Origin of the sequence: Hyella patelloides LEGE 07179, from assembly GCF_900659865.1 — a bacterium.
GTDB lineage: Bacteria > Cyanobacteriota > Cyanobacteriia > Cyanobacteriales > Xenococcaceae > Hyella > Hyella patelloides.
In genome coordinates, this window is record NZ_LR213890.1 from 1 (window position 1) to 19,716 (window position 19,716).

General features: G+C 35.6%; 17 protein-coding genes, 1 tRNA gene and 1 pseudogene. 14 read left to right on the plus strand and 5 right to left on the minus strand.

Annotated features, from left to right (window positions below):
• The coding region (locus H1P_RS18555; RefSeq protein ID WP_144870093.1) for a phosphorylase family protein at positions 1 to 197 on the plus strand (197 nt) is incomplete at its 5' end.
• 30 nt (positions 198 to 227) lie between these two features.
• Here H1P_RS18555 and H1P_RS18560 read toward each other — a convergent pair.
• The gene (locus tag H1P_RS18560; protein WP_144870095.1) at positions 228 to 785 is read right to left on the minus strand and encodes a hypothetical protein; all 558 of its coding nucleotides are present in this window, start codon (positions 783 to 785) and stop codon (positions 228 to 230) included.
• A 192-nt stretch (positions 786 to 977) separates the two neighbouring features.
• Here H1P_RS18560 and H1P_RS18565 point away from each other — a divergent pair, with 192 nt between their 5' ends.
• From H1P_RS18565 to H1P_RS18605, 9 genes are all read left to right on the plus strand, one after another.
• On the plus strand, positions 978 to 2,519 hold the full coding sequence (locus tag H1P_RS18565) for a tetratricopeptide repeat protein (protein ID WP_144870097.1): 1,542 nt from the start codon (positions 978 to 980) through the stop codon (positions 2,517 to 2,519).
• A 14-nt stretch (positions 2,520 to 2,533) separates the two neighbouring features.
• Positions 2,534 to 4,816: a tetratricopeptide repeat protein gene (locus tag H1P_RS18570; RefSeq protein WP_144870099.1), complete on the plus strand. Its 2,283-nt coding sequence runs from the start codon at positions 2,534 to 2,536 to the stop codon at positions 4,814 to 4,816.
• Between the two features lie 124 nt (positions 4,817 to 4,940).
• Positions 4,941 to 7,337: a phosphorylase family protein gene (locus tag H1P_RS18575; protein WP_144870101.1), complete on the plus strand. Its 2,397-nt coding sequence runs from the start codon at positions 4,941 to 4,943 to the stop codon at positions 7,335 to 7,337.
• A gap of 24 nt (positions 7,338 to 7,361) precedes the next feature.
• Positions 7,362 to 9,179 (plus strand): tetratricopeptide repeat protein, encoded by a 1,818-nt coding sequence (locus H1P_RS18580; RefSeq protein WP_144870103.1) that lies wholly within the window; start codon positions 7,362 to 7,364, stop codon positions 9,177 to 9,179.
• 74 nt (positions 9,180 to 9,253) lie between these two features.
• Positions 9,254 to 10,666 carry a tetratricopeptide repeat protein gene (locus tag H1P_RS18585; RefSeq protein ID WP_144870105.1) on the plus strand — a complete coding sequence of 471 codons (1,413 nt, stop codon included), beginning with the start codon at positions 9,254 to 9,256 and terminating at the stop codon, positions 10,664 to 10,666.
• Between the two features lie 45 nt (positions 10,667 to 10,711).
• A complete protein-coding gene (locus H1P_RS18590) occupies positions 10,712 to 11,710 on the plus strand; it encodes a tetratricopeptide repeat protein (protein WP_144870107.1) in 999 nt (332 codons plus the stop codon).
• A 5-nt stretch (positions 11,711 to 11,715) separates the two neighbouring features.
• Positions 11,716 to 12,312 (plus strand): tetratricopeptide repeat protein, encoded by a 597-nt coding sequence (locus tag H1P_RS18595; protein WP_281291187.1) that lies wholly within the window; start codon positions 11,716 to 11,718, stop codon positions 12,310 to 12,312.
• A gap of 88 nt (positions 12,313 to 12,400) precedes the next feature.
• The gene (locus tag H1P_RS18600; RefSeq protein ID WP_144870111.1) at positions 12,401 to 13,474 is read left to right on the plus strand and encodes a hypothetical protein; all 1,074 of its coding nucleotides are present in this window, start codon (positions 12,401 to 12,403) and stop codon (positions 13,472 to 13,474) included.
• A 96-nt stretch (positions 13,475 to 13,570) separates the two neighbouring features.
• Positions 13,571 to 14,881: an NF041680 family putative transposase gene (locus tag H1P_RS18605; protein WP_144870113.1), complete on the plus strand. Its 1,311-nt coding sequence runs from the start codon at positions 13,571 to 13,573 to the stop codon at positions 14,879 to 14,881.
• A gap of 236 nt (positions 14,882 to 15,117) precedes the next feature.
• On the opposite strand, the gene H1P_RS18610 is transcribed toward H1P_RS18605, so the two are convergent.
• Positions 15,118 to 15,203: transfer RNA gene (locus tag H1P_RS18610), tRNA-Leu, on the minus strand.
• Positions 15,204 to 15,425: 222 nt separating this feature from the next.
• On the opposite strand from H1P_RS18610, the gene ndhL reads away from it, so the two are divergent.
• The 3 genes from ndhL to trpA are packed head-to-tail and all read left to right on the plus strand — an operon-like array spanning position 15,426 to position 16,833.
• Positions 15,426 to 15,656: an NAD(P)H-quinone oxidoreductase subunit L gene (gene ndhL / locus H1P_RS18615; RefSeq protein ID WP_144870115.1), complete on the plus strand. Its 231-nt coding sequence runs from the start codon at positions 15,426 to 15,428 to the stop codon at positions 15,654 to 15,656.
• A 13-nt stretch (positions 15,657 to 15,669) separates the two neighbouring features.
• Positions 15,670 to 15,984, plus strand: a complete 315-nt coding sequence (locus H1P_RS18620) for a DUF3007 family protein (protein ID WP_144870117.1) — start codon at positions 15,670 to 15,672, stop codon at positions 15,982 to 15,984.
• A 54-nt stretch (positions 15,985 to 16,038) separates the two neighbouring features.
• The gene (gene trpA / locus H1P_RS18625) at positions 16,039 to 16,833 is read left to right on the plus strand and encodes a tryptophan synthase subunit alpha (protein WP_144870125.1); all 795 of its coding nucleotides are present in this window, start codon (positions 16,039 to 16,041) and stop codon (positions 16,831 to 16,833) included.
• A gap of 247 nt (positions 16,834 to 17,080) precedes the next feature.
• Here trpA and H1P_RS18630 read toward each other — a convergent pair whose 3' ends face one another.
• The 3 genes from H1P_RS18630 to H1P_RS18640 form a co-directional block, all read right to left on the minus strand.
• On the minus strand, positions 17,081 to 17,773 hold the full coding sequence (locus tag H1P_RS18630; RefSeq protein ID WP_144870119.1) for a hypothetical protein: 693 nt from the start codon (positions 17,771 to 17,773) through the stop codon (positions 17,081 to 17,083).
• Between the two features lie 249 nt (positions 17,774 to 18,022).
• Positions 18,023 to 18,679: a hypothetical protein gene (locus H1P_RS18635; protein WP_144870121.1), complete on the minus strand. Its 657-nt coding sequence runs from the start codon at positions 18,677 to 18,679 to the stop codon at positions 18,023 to 18,025.
• Between the two features lie 2 nt (positions 18,680 to 18,681).
• Positions 18,682 to 19,392: a hypothetical protein gene (locus H1P_RS18640; protein ID WP_144870123.1), complete on the minus strand. Its 711-nt coding sequence runs from the start codon at positions 19,390 to 19,392 to the stop codon at positions 18,682 to 18,684.
• Between the two features lie 151 nt (positions 19,393 to 19,543).
• On the opposite strand from H1P_RS18640, the pseudogene H1P_RS38335 reads away from it, so the two are divergent.
• Positions 19,544 to 19,716, plus strand: a pseudogene (locus tag H1P_RS38335) (ISNCY family transposase); the annotation flags it as partial.

Genomic DNA, 19,716 nt, shown 5'->3' on the forward strand with positions numbered 1-19,716 from the left:
GAATAGAAATGGAAGGCGCAGCCGTTGGTGCTGTTGCCGAGATTCACGATATTCCGATGATTGTATTTAAATCTGTTCAAGATTACGCCGACTATGACAAAAGCGACCAATTTCGCTTATATGCTGCGGAAACTTCTGCTAGATTTTTACTAGCTTTTCTTAAAACTATCGATGTCATTGAATCGAAGACCACTTAGTTGTACAGCTAAAATAACTATGGTTGAAAGTTAACGCCCTTCTGCCAAGTCAGCATACATAAAAATTTCTACACCCAGCGCAATTAAGGTAACAAGCTCAATTGCACAGAGAATATGAGTCACAACAGCAATATTAGAGGCTGAAAACCAGAAGGTAAATAAAGCAATAATGCCAGACAAGACAAAAGTAATCTGATCTATAATCAACTGTTCTATTTTGCGTTTTTTGCGCCGTTTATCGCTTCTGTGCGCCGTTTCCCAACCAAAAATAGATTCAAGATCCATTTGTATGTTTTCTTCGGGAGTAGTATTTTTAGTTGTTTCGTAAATCTTTTTAGATAGAGTTAAGCGAATGTATTTACCAATTGCCGAAATTTTCTCATCGTTGACTAAATAAGTCCAGCCTAAAATCAGGCAAATCCAGGGAATAACTAAAAGTGCATAGAGGTGGGTTTTGTCGGATAATGCAAATGAAAGAACGCCACCAAATAACCCTAAAGTTACATAGATTATGTTGTCGCGGAAGCCGATGCGCTGTGCTTGTTCTTCTTTGAGTTTCCCGTATTCATCAAGATATACCTGAAGCATCTGATAATAGTTGTTATCTGTAAGTTATTTGAAGTAGCTTTAGTGATTATAGTGCTTGTACAAAAAGTAGTAATTTAACCTTTGTAAACATTGAGTGCGGGATTAATTGCTGTTGCCAACTCTGTAAGACATATCTGATAAACAGAATTAGCTACAATATTTTCAACTTGAATAACCAATAGTCTTAGAGTCTTGGAGAGTCAAAAATTACCAATTGAGCCACGGCAAAGCACATATTCTAGCAATGAGTCAGTATTGGCATATTTAGAAATAGACCAGGTAACTCATGAGTCTAAGAAGATGCCATCTTGGAAACGCTCCCATTATAGAGCAGTAAAAAACTGGCTATCTCGCTACAAACCTCAGCCTCATGACAGTCAACTTAAGCAATTAAGAGGATGTTTGGAAGCGTTTCACCATCTTTGCGAAGTTGAAGCTTGGGATAAAGCTGCTGCATTAGTTTCGGGCGGAACAATGCTAAAAGTTTCCCTGCAAACATTAAATAAATCAGAAAATACTGACTCAATTGAGCAATTTCACGTTCAACTAGGCATTTTTGGCTTATACAAAGAGCAAATTAATTTGTATCAAAGACTTTTAGGAAAGCTCGATCCAGAATGGGATACTATTTGTCTTAATGGTTCAGGTTTAGCTTATCGTGCTTTAGGGAACTATCATCAATCGATTGAATTGCATCAGCAGCAGCTACTTCTCGCACAAGAAATTGGCGATCGCCAGAGCGAAGAAAATGCACTCTGTAATCTGGGTAATGTTTATGGTTCTCTAGAAGAGTATGGAGAAGCGATTGATCGCTGTCAGCAAGCTTTGAAAATTGCTCATCAAGTATCAAATCTCAAAGGAAAAAGCCAAATTCTGGGTAATATAGGAGTTATCTATCGGCTTTTGGGAGATTATCGGCAAGCACTCACTTATCATATACAACAGCTTAGGATTGCTCAAAAAATAGACGATCGCGGCTGTTTTGGCAATGCGCTAGGAAATTTGGGTATTGTTTACTATCTTCTAGGAGATTATCAACTTTCTGTCGAGCATCTTCAGGAAAGCTTATTAATTGCCAGCCAAAGGGGTAACAGGATTGAAGAGGCATCAGTTTTGGGAAGTTTGGGAAATGCCTATTGTGCGCTACAAGATTATTCCACAGCCTTAGATTATCTGCATCAGCAACTTGAACTATCTACAGAAATAGGTTTTTTAGAAGGGAAGGAAAAAGCATTAGGTAATTTAGCGGTGGTTTATCATTCTCAGGGGGAATTTGCCCAAGCAATAGATTATCATCAGAAAAAATTGGTTTTAGCTAAACAGCTTGAAGATAGACAAGGGGAAGCGAATACTTTAACTAACCTGGGAAACACTTACGCCTATCAGGGAGAATACGAAAAGGCTATTGAATGTCACAAACAGAGTTTAGCTATTTCTGCTGGCTTGAAAGACAACTTTGCAGCAGCAGCAGCAATACATAATTTGAGCGATGCTTATCGCTTACGACAGGACTTTGCTCAAGCTGTTTCAATGGGAATGCGGAGTTTACATATTTTCGACTGTATTAATTCACCTCAAGTTGATATAGCGATGATGACTCTGAGTAAAATAGCATTGGAAATAGGGATAGAAGAATATGTTACTCATATAGAAGAACAGCTACAGGCGATCGCGCAACAAGAAGGCGGTCAACAAGCAGTAGACAGATTGAGAGAGTTACTTTTTGAGAATTGAGGCTGAAGGAAAAAATGAGTAACTTGAATGAACCAGATCGACAAAATTCTCTAGATTGCACGCCAGAAATTTATTCGCTTCAACAAGATTTGGTTAAAGTGCGTTTGATTCAAGATCGTTCTTCTGAATCACAGTTACTCATACAGTTAGGCAGTATTTACTTTTCTCACAACCAAACAGAGCAAGCTCTTGAAAGCTATAACCAAAGCATAGCCTTAGCTCAAAAGATTGGAGAGCGTCGTTTAGAAGCTTTAGCCTTGTTAAGTTTGGGATGGGTTTATCAAAAAATAGAAAGCGATCGCGGTGACTACAAGCAGATGCTTGAGTGTCATCATCAATGCTTGGTTATTGCCCAGGAGATTTCAGATCGATGGCTAGAAGGCTCTGCTGCTGTTTGTTTGGGATGCACCTATCACGAGCTTAAAGAATACGAGCTCGCTTTAGAATACTTGCAGCACAGCTTAACGATCGCCAGAGAAATTCACGATTTAACCATAGAGACTAATTCTCTTAACGCTCTAAAAAATATCCATAACGCTTTAAGTGAAGAAAAATCAAACAGTGAAATCGTTGCTCTTATCCCTTCAGGTGAATCTGTACTAAGAGAGTTAGGTATTGTACCAAGTAGTTTGAGATCGGCAAAAATTGGGAAGCTGCAACGCGCTCAATATCGTGCTGCTATTAACTGGTTAACTAAATATCAGCCTCCTGCTGAGGCTACCAATTTAGAACAAATCAAAGGTTATTTACAGGCATTCGATCATCTTAGTGAGGTTGAAGATTGGGACGCTGCAACGAAAATTCTAAGTATACGCCTCAATACTCCCAGCAATGAGGAGTTTCACAATCAACTCAAAACTTGGGGCTATTATCAACAACAAGCCGATCTTTATCAGAAACTATTGTATAAAGTGGATCGCAATTGGGATGCTAATTGTTTGAATGGTTTGGCTAATTTCCAGACTGCGATCGCTAACTATACTAAAGCCATTGAACTACAAGAACAGCATCTTACTGTGGCACAAGCTATTGAAGATATTCAATCTCAAGGCTACGCATTGGGGAATATTGGACTGAATCATTACTATATCGGTAACTATACAGAGGCGATCGCATTTTTTCAGCGCAGTTTAACTATTTTGCGACAAATCAAAGATTATCGTGCCGAACAAGCGTTTTTAGGCAATCTGGGGTTGGCATACTATGGTTTGGGAGATTATCCAGAGGCAATTAAATGCTACGAACAAAGTTTGGCAATTGCTAGAGATAATCACAATCAAAAAGGAGAAGGAGAAGCTTTAGGTAATTTAGGTAACGCCTACGGTGCTTTGGGAGAATTCGAGGGTGCTATTGAATATCATCAGCAGCATTTAAATATTGCTCGACAACTTCAGGATATCTATGCTGAAAGTAACGCTTTAGGTAACTTGGGGACTGCTTACGAAAGTCTGGGAGAAGTAACTAAGGCAATTGAATGTCATCAAAATAGTTTAGAAATAGGGAAAGAAATCAAAGATCGTCGCGGACAGGGAGTATCTCTATATAGTTTAGGTAGTGCTTATTTTGCGTTGGGAAATTACCAAAGAGCGATCGCTTGTTATCAGCAGAGTTTACAGCTTACGCTTCAGATTCAAGACTATCGCGGACAGAGTTTGGCACTTTCTGGCTTAGGCTTAACTTATGACAGTTTGGGAGATTATAGTAAGGCAGTTGAATATCTCGAACGAGGACTGGCGATCGCCCAAAAAATCAAAAACCGTAGCTGTGAAACTAACATTTTAGGTAGATTAGGGAATGCATACATAGGATTAGGAAACTCTGACGAAGGCGTGCAGTGTCACCGAAAGAGTTTGGAAATTGCCTGGGAAATTGAAGATCGAGAACAGGAAAGAATTATCTTAGGCGCATTCGGCGATACGGCGTTTTTTCTGGAAAGATACGAGCAAGCATTGGATTTTTATCAGTGGAGTTTGAATATAGCTCAAGAGCTTAAAACTCAGAGAGGGAAAGCTGTAATGCTAGGAAATATAGGAACTGTGTGCTTAAGACTGGAGCAATATAGCGAAGCAGAATCAAATTTACTGACAGCTTTGGAAATCTGTCGCAAAATCGGTTTGCGTTCTTCGGAAGCAACGGTATTGAGGAGTTTAGCAGAGTTGTATTTCAAATTAGAACAGTTTGAGCGAGCAAAAAATTATTGTCAACAGGCGATCGCTATTGCTAGTGAATTAGGTATTCCATTGCTCCAAGAATGCTATGAACTTGAATCTAAGATTAATGATGTTTTTTCATCTTGATGGCTCATTGTTTTTTATTTGGACTCATACCTTAGAAAAATAAAATAATTATGATATGAGTGGTTGAAAATTAACAAAATAGTCACAATAAAGAGTAAGTAATTTTAATCTTTGAGTTAAATCTATGCCTCGCGCAGTTATTCTCACAGCTATTCCTATTGAATACAAGGCAGTTCGCTCTCATTTGACCAATTTAAAAGAGGAAATGCACCCTCAAGGAACTATTTATGAACGAGGTAACTTTTCTGCTAATGGTGACACTTGGGAAATAGGTATTGTTGAGGTAGGCGCGGGAAATTCAGGAGCAGCTTTGGAAGCTGAAAGAGCGATCGCCTATTTTCACCCTAATGTGATTCTGTTTGTTGGGGTAGCTGGAGGAATTAAAGACGTTGAACTCGGAGACGTAGTAGCTGCAACCAAAGTTTATGGTTATGAGTCTGGCAAAGTAGAAATTAACTTCAAACCTAGACCCGATGTAGGACAATCAACATATGGCATGATTCAGCGTGCGAAGGCTGAAGCAAGAAAAGAAGATTGGTTGGCAAGGCTGAAATCGCTTCCTAGTTCAGTACCTAATGTGTTTGTAGCTCCTATAGCTGCGGGAGAAAAAGTAGTTGCTTCCAAAGAATCTAGTCTATTTGGATTTCTCCAGTTCAATTACGGTGATGCAGTAGCGGTAGAAATGGAGGGAAGAGGTTTGCTTCAAGCAGCTCATGCCAATCAGCAGGTATCAGCACTAATTGTTCGAGGGATTTCTGATTTGATTGAGAAAAAAAGTGAGGCAGATGCTTCTGGCTCTCAAGGAAGTGCTGCGAGTCATGCCAGTGCTTTTGCTTTTGAAGTGCTAGCGAAGTATAATATTGGCAAACAAAAGGTTTCTACCAATCAGTCTGAAACTCATTCAAAAACTCCCAGCTTTTTCGCTTATGACAATGCGTGGGTAGGTCGTGAAGAACTAATTAATGACTTAAGCAGTCGAGTGCAAAAATCTTGTCGCTTGTTAATACTTGTAGGAATTACAGGTATTGGGAAAACTGCACTAGGTGAGAGATTAAGTATTGAGTTAGAAGACTGGTTTGATAATAATTGGGATAAATATCTTCAAGAAAATTTTGACAACGAGAAACAATCTTGTGATTTTGCTAGTGTAGCTGGAAGATTGCTAGAAAAATGTGGCGAGCTAGTTACGCCAGAAGATCGTAAAGATACTCAAAGATTACTAGATCGTTTGGTTAGACATTTGCAAGAAAATTGCTATCTGGTGCAGATTGATTCTTTAGAAAATATATTGGAAGGAAATGAAGAAGAGGGCTGGAGTGACTTTAAAGATGAATGGTGGGTAAAATTTTTTCAAACATGGCTTAATGCTGATTCCTGCCAAAGCAGCATCATTTTAACCTCACAAGATTTACCAGCACAAATTCCTACTGTTGGAGGCAGATACCAAAATTTTTGGTATTGTCAACCCCTTAGTGGGTTAGAAAAACTAGAGCAGTTAGCTTTGTTCGGCAAAACTGGATTAGATATTCATGAAAATGCAGAAGGACAAGCTTATTTAAAAAGAATTGGGAGTGCTTATGAAGGTCATCCTCTAGCATTGCGGGTAATAGCTGGAGAAATTGTTAATCATCCATTCAACAAAAATATTTTAGCCTATTGGAATAAATACGGTCAAGAAATAGAAGAGGTAGAAGAAGCAATACAAGAAGCTAAATCGGGTGGGGTAACTGCATCAGCAGACGATCAATTTAATTTGCATCGATACACGCGCAATTTACGCAGAAATGTTCAAGAAAGATTAGAAAAAGCTTTTAATCGCCTACATATAGATGTCCGCAATGCTTATTTGTTACTGTGTGAATCTTCAGTTTACCGTTGTGAAGTACCAGAAGAATTTTGGCTTTCCCATTTGGAAGATTGGGATATAGAGAAAGAAGATCGAGATAAAGCATTAGATACTTTACGCGATCGCTTTTTAGTTGAAGAAATGGTAAATGAAAGCAATGAATTTTTGCTTAGACAACATAATTTGATTAGAGGTATATCCCTTGAAAGATTGAAACAACTTGATGAAGATGATGCAGAAACCAATATATCTATATCTGATAACACTAATATAGAATCAGACCTAAAACAAACAATAAGCTATATAGAAGAGGAAAAAAGTAATTACAAAGTCTTTTCTAATATAGAAACTGGCGATCTAATTCAATTTGAATATGCTTTACAAAATTTGTTCGCGAGTATTGATAGTATTGCAGGCAAAAAAAGTATTCTTAAAAACTCAGGAATTGATGATTATTTCATCGCCAATCTTGACTTTAATTTGAAGATCAGAGAGTTTATATCCATTTTGACTTCTCAATTTATAGATTACAGAATATCAAGTCATGAAAAAGATAATCATCCTTTGATTCTTTTTATAAATTACCTTACTAAACAATATTCAAAATATAATATAAGTGATGGCGAGATAGCTATTTTTGAGAGAATATTAGCATATGGAAAACAAAATTTATAAATTTTTAATTGTCTAAAGTAAATAATGATGGGAAGTCATCAAGAAAAGATAAATATTACATCATTAATTCGCTCGGCAGAAAAGTTTAAACGGGAAGGAAAATATTCTGAAGCTGCCAAGCAATATTTACTAATTCAGGAACAAGCTTTTCAAACAGCAAATCAACAATGGAAAATAATAGCTTTACATGGTTTAGGTACTATTCATACTTGTTTGGGAAACTACAAAATTGCTATTGAGTACCATAGTCAACAGTTAAACATATCAAGAAGCATAGATACTAGTTTAGAAACAGCCGTTGCATTAACTAGCTTGGGATATAACTATTACTTTATAGAAAACTTTAAAGATGCAAGTTCATATCAAGATAGTAGCCGAAACATTGTAAGAAGAATAGACAGTAAAGAAGCAAGCAAAATAGAAGCAAAAGCTCTTAATTATTTAGGTTTAATTCATTCAAAGCTAACCAAATATGAAGTAGCAGATTTTTTGTACGATCAGTCTATTAATATTATGAAAAAACTCATTTCTGATGTAGAATTCAAAAAAAATAAGCTCAATATCAGCAAAGTAGAATCAGAAAAAACAAAACTAACTTTTAACGAAAATAATATTGATTTTTGTTCTTGGGTAGAATCAGATGCAAATAAATTAGACTTTAAGAAAAATGATATTGATATTGAGTTTAATAATGATATTGTCGAATTATTATATGACTTTTATGCAATTTCAATTAACTTAACTATAAACAAGAGAGAATTCAATCAAGATAATATTCTATTACTAGAACAAGAAATTGCAATAAAATTACAGGAATTATCATTGAGTTTTAATAGACTTGGAGCTTTTGTTCAAGAATCTAATGCTATTTATCAATTAGCAAAAACACACAAAATTATAGGAGACGTAGATACAGCTAAAAAATATTGTATGCAATCCTTAAGTATAGTAAACGAATTAAATATACCATTAAAAAATGAATGTAATAAATTAATAAAAAAACTTGACGCACAATATCAAACTTATGAAGATTTTCCAGAAAGCCAAGAAATTGAGGAAAACTCGTGTGAATCTATCAAAAAAGAAATTGACGTTGTTCTTCTAACTGCTACGGATATTGAGCTGTTGAAAGTACTACAATTGCTCAAGCCTTATCCTCGCAAGCAAAACATCCAAAGAGTTTACTCAGAGTCTGCGACTTATCATTTGGGAAAATTTGGTGCTTATAAAACTGTTGTTACTAGGTGCAGAATAGGCTCTATTAATAATAATGAAGCTACATTGGCAGTCGAGCAAGTTTTAAGAAAATGGAATCCTAAAGCGATCATAATGGTTGGTATTGCTTGTGGTAGAGATCCAACAAAACAGAAAATTGGAGATGTGCTTATTGCTTCTGAAATTCAACCTTACGAATCGCAGCGTGTTGGAAAAGAGACTATTAATAGAAATATTCCCAAGAGCAGTAATAAAACTTTATTAGATCGTTTCGATTGCGTTCATGACTGGAAGTCTAAAAGTATTGATGGTATGTTTTGTAATCCTCCTGAGGTTGGTTCTATTCTATCTGGAGAAAAATTAATAGATAACCCTGAGTTTAAAGCAGAGCTGTTTGAGCAATTTCCCGAAGCGATTGGGGGTGAAATGGAAGGAGCTGCTTTGTGCGCTGCCTCAGAGCGAGTCGGTACAGCGTGGATTTTAGTTAAATCTATATCTGACTGGGGAGATGGAAAAAAACATAACAAACATCAACCTTTAGCTGCTGGCGCTGCTGCTTCATTTGTTCATTATGTATTATCTCAAAAAACTATATTAAATGGAATTCAAAAGCCTAGAGGTGAATAACTAAAAAATTTAATGTTGTTTTACTAAGATTGAAATAAATAAATTTAGAAAGTAATGGACAAAAACTAAAACTAATGAATAAACAAGTTGATTTAGAACAACAAAATTTAAATCATGAGAGTATTATACCTGATAGTGATTTAATTATGATTGAACTTAATATCAATCCATCAAAAGTAAAATTCATAAAATCTCGTTGGAAACGCACTCACTATAGAGCAATTGTTAACTGGATATCCAAATATAAATCATCAGCAACCACTTCTAATTTAGAAAAAATAAAAGGTCTACTAGAATCTTTTTATCATTTTTGTGAGTTAGAAGAGTGGAAAAAAGCCAGCCAAATCATTTCCGTTACTCTTAATACTCCTAGCCAAGAAAAATTACACAATCAAATAGATACTTGGGGTTATTATAAAGAACAATTGAACCTATACAGTAAACTTTTAGGCAAGCTAGATGATGAATGGAATATTATTTGTTTGAGTGGCTTAGGTAGTGTCTATTATTCCTTGGGAGATTACGAACAATCTACTGAATACTATCAGCAAGCATTAGAAGTTGCTCGGACAAGTAATAATCTAGTCCAAGAAAGCAAAGCTAAAATAAATATTGGTGTCAACTATCGTTCTCTAGGTAGATATGATTTAGCAATTGAGTTAATTCAAGAAGCATTAACTATTGCCAAAACAATTTCCGATCTTGTTATAAAAGGGCGTGCTATTGGAGCTTTAGGAGTTACTTATCGTTTACAAGGTAATTACGATCTCGCTCTTGATTGTCTTCAACAACATTTAACCATTGCAAGGCAAATTGACGATCTCATTGAGGAAAGTATCGCCTTAGGAAATTTAGCTAATGTTTATTATTCTAAAGGAGATTACGATAGATCTCTTGATTATCATCAGCAGCGTTTAGAAATTGTCGAGCAATTAGATAATCTTCGTGGAAGAGAAGAAGCATATGCTAATTTAGGGGTTATCTATTGGTCTTTAGAACAATATGAGAAAGCAATTGAATACCTAGAAAAGCATTTATCTATTGCGCGACAGATTGACGATTTAGCGGGGCAAGGAAGAGCATTAGGTAATCTGGGTCTTTGTTATAAATCCATGCAAGACTATGACAAAGCTCTAGAGTATTACCAGAAAGATTTAATTATTTCTCAAAAGGTTAGCAACACTTCGGGTATAGGAAAGACACTGGGAAATATAGGTAATGCTTATTATCAGAAAAAATTTTACGAACGAGCTTTAGAGTATCACCAGAAATGTTCGGTTGTGATGCAGGAAATTGGAGATATTTCAGGAGAGGGAGCAGCATTTTATAATTTAGGAGATACATTAATACAATTAAAAAGTTATCCGCAAGCTAAAGAATATTTACAAAAATCATTGGATATTTTTAGACAAATTGGTCTATCCCCTCAAGAAAATACAGTCCTCAATAAAATAGCAGAACTAGATCGCAATATTGATGAAAGTTAGAGACAAGCTGGAAAAATATTAGAACGATAGTTATGGAGGTTAAACATGATTAATCAGATTGAGTTTAATTTCCAGCAGCAGAAACTAGAACAAGACAAGATATTACCACCTGGTAATTTAGTATTGGCGAAGTTAAATATAGATCCAGCAGACATAAAATCTATTAAGCCACGAAAAAAACGCCGTCAATATAGAGCTGTCATTAACTGGCTGACTAAATACAAATCAAAAGTGGATGCTTCTAACTTAGAAAATGTCAGAGGCTACTTGGAAGCTTTTTATCATCTCTGTGAAGTGGAAGTGTGGCAGAAAGTAAGCCAGCTACTTTCTATATCTCTAAGTCTTTCTACTAATCAAGAATGGCACAATGATTTAGGCACTTGGGGTTATTATCAAGAGCAAATCGAACTTTATAATCAACTGTTAGGGAAGGTAGACTCGACCATAGATGCTTTTTGTTGCAATAATTTGGGTAATGCTCATCGTGCTTTGGGTAAATACGAAGAAGCCATTGGATATCACCAGCAACACTTTTATCTAGCCGAACAAAATGATGATTTTCAGGGAGTTGAAAATGCTCTGCAAAATTTAGGTAATGTGTATATGTCTCTAGGAGATTATGGACGATCTATTGAATATCATCAGCAAAGTTTAATTATTGCTCAAGAAATAAAAGATCGTTTAGGACAAGGGACAATACTGGGCAATTTAGGCAATAATTACTATTACCTTAGTGAATATCAACGGGCAATTGACTATCATCAACAAAGCTGGTCAATCTTCCAAGAAGTTGGCGATCGCTATGGAGAAGGAGCAGCTTTAGGGAATTTAGGCTCGGTTTATCTTTTACTTGGCAATACCAATCGAGCAATTACATACCAACAGAAAAGTTTGGAGATCGCCAGAGAAATTCAAGATCGTCGATGGGAAGCGCAAACTCTGGGAAATTTGGGCAATATTTACTTTCGGCAGCATAAATACGATCGAGCTATTGAATTTTATCAGCAAGATTTGGCGATCGCAATAGCGAATATCGAGCCTTAGAGAGTCTGCTAGGTGTTTGTTATGCTTTGGAAGATTATCGACAAGCAATTAGTTACTTAGAGCAGTCATTAGTAATTATTAGGGAAATAGGCGATCGCGATGCAGAGGTAATTACCTTACTCGATATCGGTGGTTTTTGTTATGCTTTAGCCGAATACTCTCAAGGGATCGATTATTATCAACAAGCTTTAACTCTCATTCGTGCAGATAATGGTGATTCTTTGGATGAGGCTCGTATGTCAGAAGCGGAAGTGTTGGAATATTTAGGAGTTGGTTATGGGAATTTGGCGCAGTATTCCCAAGCAATTAATTATTTCGAGCAGTATTTAGAGATTGTTCGAGAAACAGGGGATTTAGTTGCTCAAGGGATTGCTTGGCAAAATTTAAGTTTTGTTTATAATTCTCTAGGGGATTACGAACGATTCGATGATTGTTTGAAGGAGTCTATTGCGATCGCAGTAGAGATATGTCGCGATCGCACTGTAGAAGAGATGGAGTCAGAGGAAGTGGAATATCTAAAAAAAATATTAACAATTTGCCGAGAAATTGAAGATTTTGCAACTGAATCTATAGTTAGTAGTATTATTGATAGAAAATTGTAGAATTATTAATCCAACTAAAAACCCACAGCAAACATCAATACTATACTATTCTTGAATGTCGAGGCTAAGTTTTCGTGAAATCAATCACTTGCAAATTATTGTTCAGGATTACTGTAGTAATTTAGATAAGCCTGGTGTTAACCTCCGTTCAGTAATCAATACTAGTAAAGCGCCGTTAGATATAGAGAGCATAAATTTTGATGCTCCCATAAAAGAATTAGTGGAAATTATTTTTGATCGGCTTTTAACAGGTCAAGAAAGCTTATTGCAGTTTTTGGAGTATTTTCAATATAAATTAGATCAAAACTCTGATAATTATGTTGACATCAAATCTTATATTAATAAAATAAAACGCCCTGTAATTTCAGATAGTTATGAAAATACAAATATCGCTCGATCTAACTTGGATATAAGAACATTTTATGATTCAGAAAGGTCGGGCGATACTATTGTAAAAGAAATTCGCAGGATTGATATTGTCAACTATAATCTGGAATCTTTAAGAATAAGCTTGATTCGAGAATTGAAATTAAAAAAAGTATGCGTATTTGAAATTACTGGTCATGATGCAGTTTTAAAAAACTATGTATTAAAACGCATCTTAAATGAGTTTAAAGAGAAAACAAATAGAGGATATTACCCTCCAATCGAGATTATTCATTCAAATTATAGCAACTCATTACAGCATACTATAGAGCGAAAATTAAAAGATAATCGGGGCTGTGATAATCTTCTGCAACTGGTCGATCGGCAGAAAGATCTCGATACAGTGCTGGTAATTTGGAATCATGCTTGGGAAAAAGATAACTTCAAAAACGACGCTACTAACTTTTTTGAAAAAGTCAAGGCAGATTGTAATTCATCTCTCTCTGAGAATAGACGATGCTTACTTATTATTCTGGCTAATGTCGATTATACCAACAAGCATTGTTACAACAATATTTATGGGTGTACAGCTCTTGAAATACCTAAAAAATTTCTTTTATATGAAGAAGACGAAGGAGCTGGAATATTGGAATGGTTTGAAAATGAATTAGATAGATGTGGTTTGGAAAACAATGAAATTGAAAAATATATTCGATGTTTAAAAGAATACGCGGGAGATATCTATTTAACTTTCCAAGAAATACAAAGCATCATCAAACAAATCGCTGGAGTTTAGACTAAATAGATTGAATAGATAGTCAACAAGGGATGAGAGTTTGAAAATGAGCCAAATGAAGGTAAAATCAGGCATTAAATTGAAATTATCTCAAGAATGCCCGATATTAAACTCAAAAAATTTCGTAAACAACTATATCATTGTCTAGGACACGGTAAAGATGCAGTTTTTGAACTAACCGACGCAGCAATCTTAAGTCGTCATCCAACTAGTCTTGCGGAATTGTCCCTCTCACCAGTCTTTCGACGACAATGGCATAGTACCTACGAAGCTCTGGAAGATTGTAATCCATCACGAGACAAAATGATGGCAGTTTACAGCCAACAAATAACCGATAATCAAAGACCAATATTGGTAGGAGATCATAGTGCTTGGTTGAGACCAGATGCGAAAACCCTTCAAGAAAGAACTTATGAACATCAACCTTCTCGAATAGCTGTCAATAGACCTATTGGAGTTGGTTTTGGCTATAGTACTATTGCTTATATTCCTGAAAAACAAGGAAGTTGGGTATTGCCATTACTGCACGAAAGAATTAGCAGTAGTGAAACTGCCATCAGTAAATTAAGTCAACAACTCGAACAAGTGTGTTCTCAGTTTGACCAAAGAGCAATTATGCTTGTTGATAGCCAGTACGGATGTGCATCCTTCATACAACAAACCGCAGATATTCCTTGTGACAAATTGATGCGGGTAAGTTCTAATCGTTGTTTCTATGGCGAACCAAAAACCTATGATGGTCGTGGTCGCCCCAGGAAACATGGTCACAAGTTTAAGCTTAATGACCCAGAAACTTGGTTAAGTGAAGATGAAATTCTGGAGGTAGAAGACTCCTCATTAGGGCAAATTAAGATTCAAGCTTGGCATAAATTACATTTTAAACAAGCTGCCGAAGCGAAATTGTCTTTGATTCGAGTAGAACAATTAGACTCCCCTAAGAGTAAACCATTGTGGTTAGCTTGGCATGGTGAACCAATACCCACCTTAATTGAAGTAGTCAAATTATATTTGCGTCGCTTTACCATTGAGCATTGGTATCGCTTTGCCAAACAGAGATTACATTGGACGTTACCGAATTTGGGAACTAAAGAACAATGCGACCGATGGAGCGATCTCATGCCAATGATGACCTGGGAGTTATGGCTGGCGCGTGACATTATCGTGGATAATCCCTTACCTTGGCAGAAGCCACAGGTTAATTTAACCCCTGGAAGAGTGGCTCAAAGTTTTGGAACAGTTATTGCCACGATTGGCACCCCAGCTCGTTCTCCCAAACCCCGAGGAAAATCTCCTGGTTGGCAAAAAGGCAGAATTCGCACTCAAAAAATCCGATTTCCTATCGTCAAGAAAGGGAAAGGAAAGTTTGAAAGCCAGAAAAAAGTCAAAGAAGAGAGTAAATCAGCTTAACTTTTCCGAATTTTCCGATGAATCAAGTTGATTTTTTGAATCTATTTACTTATTTAGTTGACTATTTATTCATTTTTTAGTCTAAACTCAAATTGGAAAGATAGTTGGTTTTAGTATAAGTGAAATTATAGCGGAAGCATAAAATTGCCAAGAGTTAGAGGAAGCATAAAGCTTCCAAAACGGCAAAGTTATGCTTCCTGTCACAGAACGTCTCGTGATACAATTATCACAAAAAATGGGGGTAGAGAGACTTGAACTCTCACGAAGTATTACCCTCAACGGATTTTAAGTCCGCAGCGTCTACCAATTCCGCCATACCCCCGTGGGTGTTATTCAATTAATCTCTGTTTTTTTAGAGACTAATATATCATACAGTATGTTTCGTATATTGCAACACTTTTTTGAAAAAAAATTGATTTAGGCTTGTAACCCCTTAACGTTACAATAATTGCAGTGAAAGCCCATGATTTGTGAAAACCTTTTACCAATCACAGTTATGAGCTAGCTGTAGAGTTAAAATAACGTAAAAAGTAAGGAAACAGTTATGCCAGTCACAGAGACTCAATTGGTTGCCCTATTGTATTTGGTACTAAGCGGTACTTATTTAGTAGTATTACCTGCATTGGTTTATTTATATCTCAATAAACGCTGGTATGTGGCTAGTTCTATAGAAAGACTAATTATGTATCTTTTCGTGTTTTTGTCCTTTCCTGGAATGTTATTATTGAGTCCTTTTTTGAACTTTCGCCCCAAACGTCGCGATCTGAAGGCTTAAATAAAGGTAGATTATGCGTAGAATTGATGCAATTGCGATCTCTATGGCGGTGTTTCTTGGTGGTGGAGCGATCTATTTAGTCTTGCAAGGAACAGGACTTGATGGTATTTCTGCTGGTATTTGGACGCAGCTATTATTAGTTTTAGGGTTGATTGGTTGGGGTTCTACTTACATATTGCGGGTACTGTCTAAAGATATGACCTACAATCAACAACTTAAAGATTATGAAGAAGCAGTATTGCAAAAACGCCTTGAAGAAATGTCTCCTGAAGAGCTAGCCAAGCTACAAGCAGAAATAGAACAAGAAAAAGATCGAGAAACTTCCTAACGAAGTGATTAACTGACCAATATTTTAATGACTATTTTTCGTATGACCACTACCATCGTATCTGTTGCCGATCGCTTTCAAGAGTTAAAACAACAATCTCAATGTGCTTTAGTTCCCTTCATTACTGCGGGCGATCCCGATTTAGAAACTACTGCTAAAGCAATTCAAGTTTTAGCTGAAAATGGAGCAGATATGATTGAGTTGGGTGTTCCCTATTCCGATCCTCTGGCAGATGGACCTACTATTCAAGCTGCTGCTACTCGCGCTTTGGCAAAAGGAGTTAAGTTAGAAGACGTTCTGGCTATTGTTAAAGAAGTTAGTAGTAAGGTCAGTGTTCCGATTATTTTATTTACCTATTACAACCCTATTTATTATCGTGGTGTTGAAAGTTTTTTAGAACTGATTAAAGATGCTGGAGTTAAAGGTTTAGTTGTACCAGATCTACCACTGGAAGAAGCCGAAGTATTAATTGAACCTGCTAAAGCGATGGGAATTGAAGTAACCCTACTAGTTGCTCCTACCAGTTCCCAAGAAAGAATAAAAGCGATCTCCTCTAAGTCTCAAGGCTTTATTTATTTAGTCTCTGTTACTGGCGTTACAGGAATGCGCACCGCAATGGGAACAAGAGTTAATGAGTTACTAGTAGAGTTACATCAAGAAACAGATAAACCTGTCGGTGTTGGTTTTGGTATTTCTTCTCCAGAACAAGCTAAACAAGTTAAGGAATGGGGCGCAGAAGCGGTAATTGTGGGTAGTGCTTTTGTTAAGCGTTTAGCAGATGGAACTCCTGAATTGGGATTAAAAGCAATTGGAGAATTTTGTCGTAGCCTCAAGAATGCAATTTCATGACAACTCTCTTATGTGTTTACACATACGGGCTTCTTACCTCACGATCAGAAATTCCTGCTTCATCGGCTTCCAAAGATATGCAAGTTAAGAGTTCCGATACTTCCACAGGCAAGTACCATCGGCTGACCTATCGACTACTCAAGTATCGTATTTGATATTTGATACAATAATTATTCGGTACGGCTGAAATTTTGGTAGGGACTACCTTTTCTTTAAACAAGAATTAAAGCTCACTCATTAAGTGAATTTAGACAACTGAAGATAAAGTGTACCAACCATTCTCTTTTTCTGTGCTGGGTAAAAGAGCGAGACTATTTTTAACTTCTGCTTTTTGACATAAATTAGTAAAAGCTTGTAGACTTTCTAATCTTGCAGATAATTCACTATAGATATCTAAATATTCTGCTATCGCAACTTGCTTATGTATCCAATGTCGATCGAATTGAGAGGCATAAGACATCTGAAACTCAACGGTAATATCATCTCTTTTTTCTTGCCTTTTCTCTAGGGACAAATCGAGATCGCATTGAGTAATATTGGCAATTCTATCTGCTCTTTCTGGAGTAATATGCTGTTTGAATAAAGGTGCAGTAAAACGATAAGCGGTATTTAGTTCAGGACGTTCTTGATTTAATAAATTATTTGCCCATTGTTGAGCATTTTGTTGAAATCTGGGAATTTCCAAATCGAGTAATTCTTGTGCTTCTGCAAATTTGCCTACTTCTAATAATAAATACGTTTCCGTTGCTGTAGCTACTGCCCAACCTTGGGTAGCAATATTAGCCAATAACATTTTCTGTGGTTCTAATTGAGGTGAGATTTGTAATGCTTGGTCAGACATTATCATACGAACTTTGGAAGCAACTTTTAAAAGTGTTCCGTTTAATAATCCTTGAATGATAGCGGTATCTTTAACTAAGAAAAGAGAATTAATTAACATTGATAAAATCCTTAACTAGCGACTATAAAATTCTGTATGTTCATAAGCTTTACATGAGAGTCGCGGAGAAACTGCTATCTTAGGAGATCGCTTGACTAATTCTATAAAAGCATCTCTACGATCCATTGGATTTACATCAGGATTAAATCTAGAATCATCGCGATCTAGTTCTATTTTGATAAAGTTAACGTCATACTCAGATGTTGTATTAACTGGAGCATTTTTATCTAATTCTTGTTTTATTTGCGATCAATCGAACTTGCTTCTAGTTCCAATCCATAAACCTTGAGTTGCACCATATAGTTTAGAACTATCTTCTGATTTAAGATGATTATTACTTTTCAAAGAATATATTAATTTTTGATGGCGATCGCTATTAATTAACAAAGCTAAAATATATTTTTCTCTAACTGGAATTTGATTAGGTAAATAAGCGTTAGATTGATTTGTATTCTCGCTATTTTTCTGATTTTCTTTTTTATTTAATAAAAATAACAATAAACCTATTCCTGTAAGTACAAAAGCAATTAATAATATTGATTTAGTTGACATTTTATTTTTAGTCTCCTTAATGTTGGAACGAAAATCTACCTGAGAAATGTTGTTAAGATTACCAAAAATTTTTCCTAATCCTAGTCTGGTACATTTTTGATCCGTTATTATCAAAAGATTGCGATATATTTCTAGACTTATTTGAATAACTATATGATGTTGTATCCATTGATTTGTTTTATATCTAATTTCTTTAGATGCTTGAGGAAAGTATCGATCTATTGATAATTCAATACACCAAGAAATTATGGCATAATCTAAATCTTGATTTTTTTTATCTTGGATAAGTTTATTTAAACTAGAATCAAACTTATCCAAAAAAGTTAATTGTTTCGAGCGATAAATATGATTCATATTCAAACAGATTCTTTTTGTAGTTCCTGATAAGCTTCAGTAATTGAATTCAATTCTTGTTCAAAATTTCCCCAATAAACTGCTTGCTTTACCGCATCTTTTTCTATGGTTTGTAATTGTTTATCAAAAGATCGTTCGGTAGATTTAATTACTTTATTTATAGTGCGATCGCATTCTTTAACAACCCTATCTAAATAGTTACTAATCCAATCATCAAGAATATCCCAAAGTTTTTGTTTTTCCTTAGTAATTCCACCTGCCCATTGTCGTGCCATGTTTTTATAGTCTGGAATTTTTAATTCTTGATACTCAATATTGTCATAAATATTTTTAGTGACGGTTCTAGTTTTTTCTTGTTTAAAGCAACTACCTTTTGTGTAATGTTCTTTTTCTTGTTTCTTTCCTACTACTTCTTTCTTGCTAGTATTATCTTGCTTAATATTGGCTGAAAAATTAAATAATTCTTCTGGAAGTTTAGGAGGATTGTGAGTAATACTAATTTCAAAATTCGTAATAATTGCTTTATCTAAATCAAGATCGGAAAGTTCTTGTTGACAGACATTTTTTAGTTCTTTAGTTAGTGCTGTTACCAAAGATAATAATCCTGTTTCAAACTCTTTTGCTTGTCCTTGTAAAGTAAACTCGGCTCTAGTAGATATGGCTTGACGCATTGCATAATAAAGAGAACGAACAGCTTTTTCTGCGTGTTCCATCAGCAATTCTCATTTTGGCAAAAATAGGGATTTAGTTCTCTATCTTTGACAGATAACTAAGATTAATGAGGGATAATTTTTGGTTAAATTATGAAATTATAGATGTGGAGGGTGGATAAAATCCTCATTTTCACTCTGGGTTCTATACTACATGAAGAAAAAAGCTGTTACCATCGAAGCCTCACAGTTAATCGGATTTTTAGACCAAGAATTAAAGGAATTACCAGATAACCGAAAAGGAGATAATAAGAAATATGCGGTAAAAGATGCCGTCATAGCAGCATTTTCTGTATTTTTTACCCAATCGCCTTCTTTTTTACAATA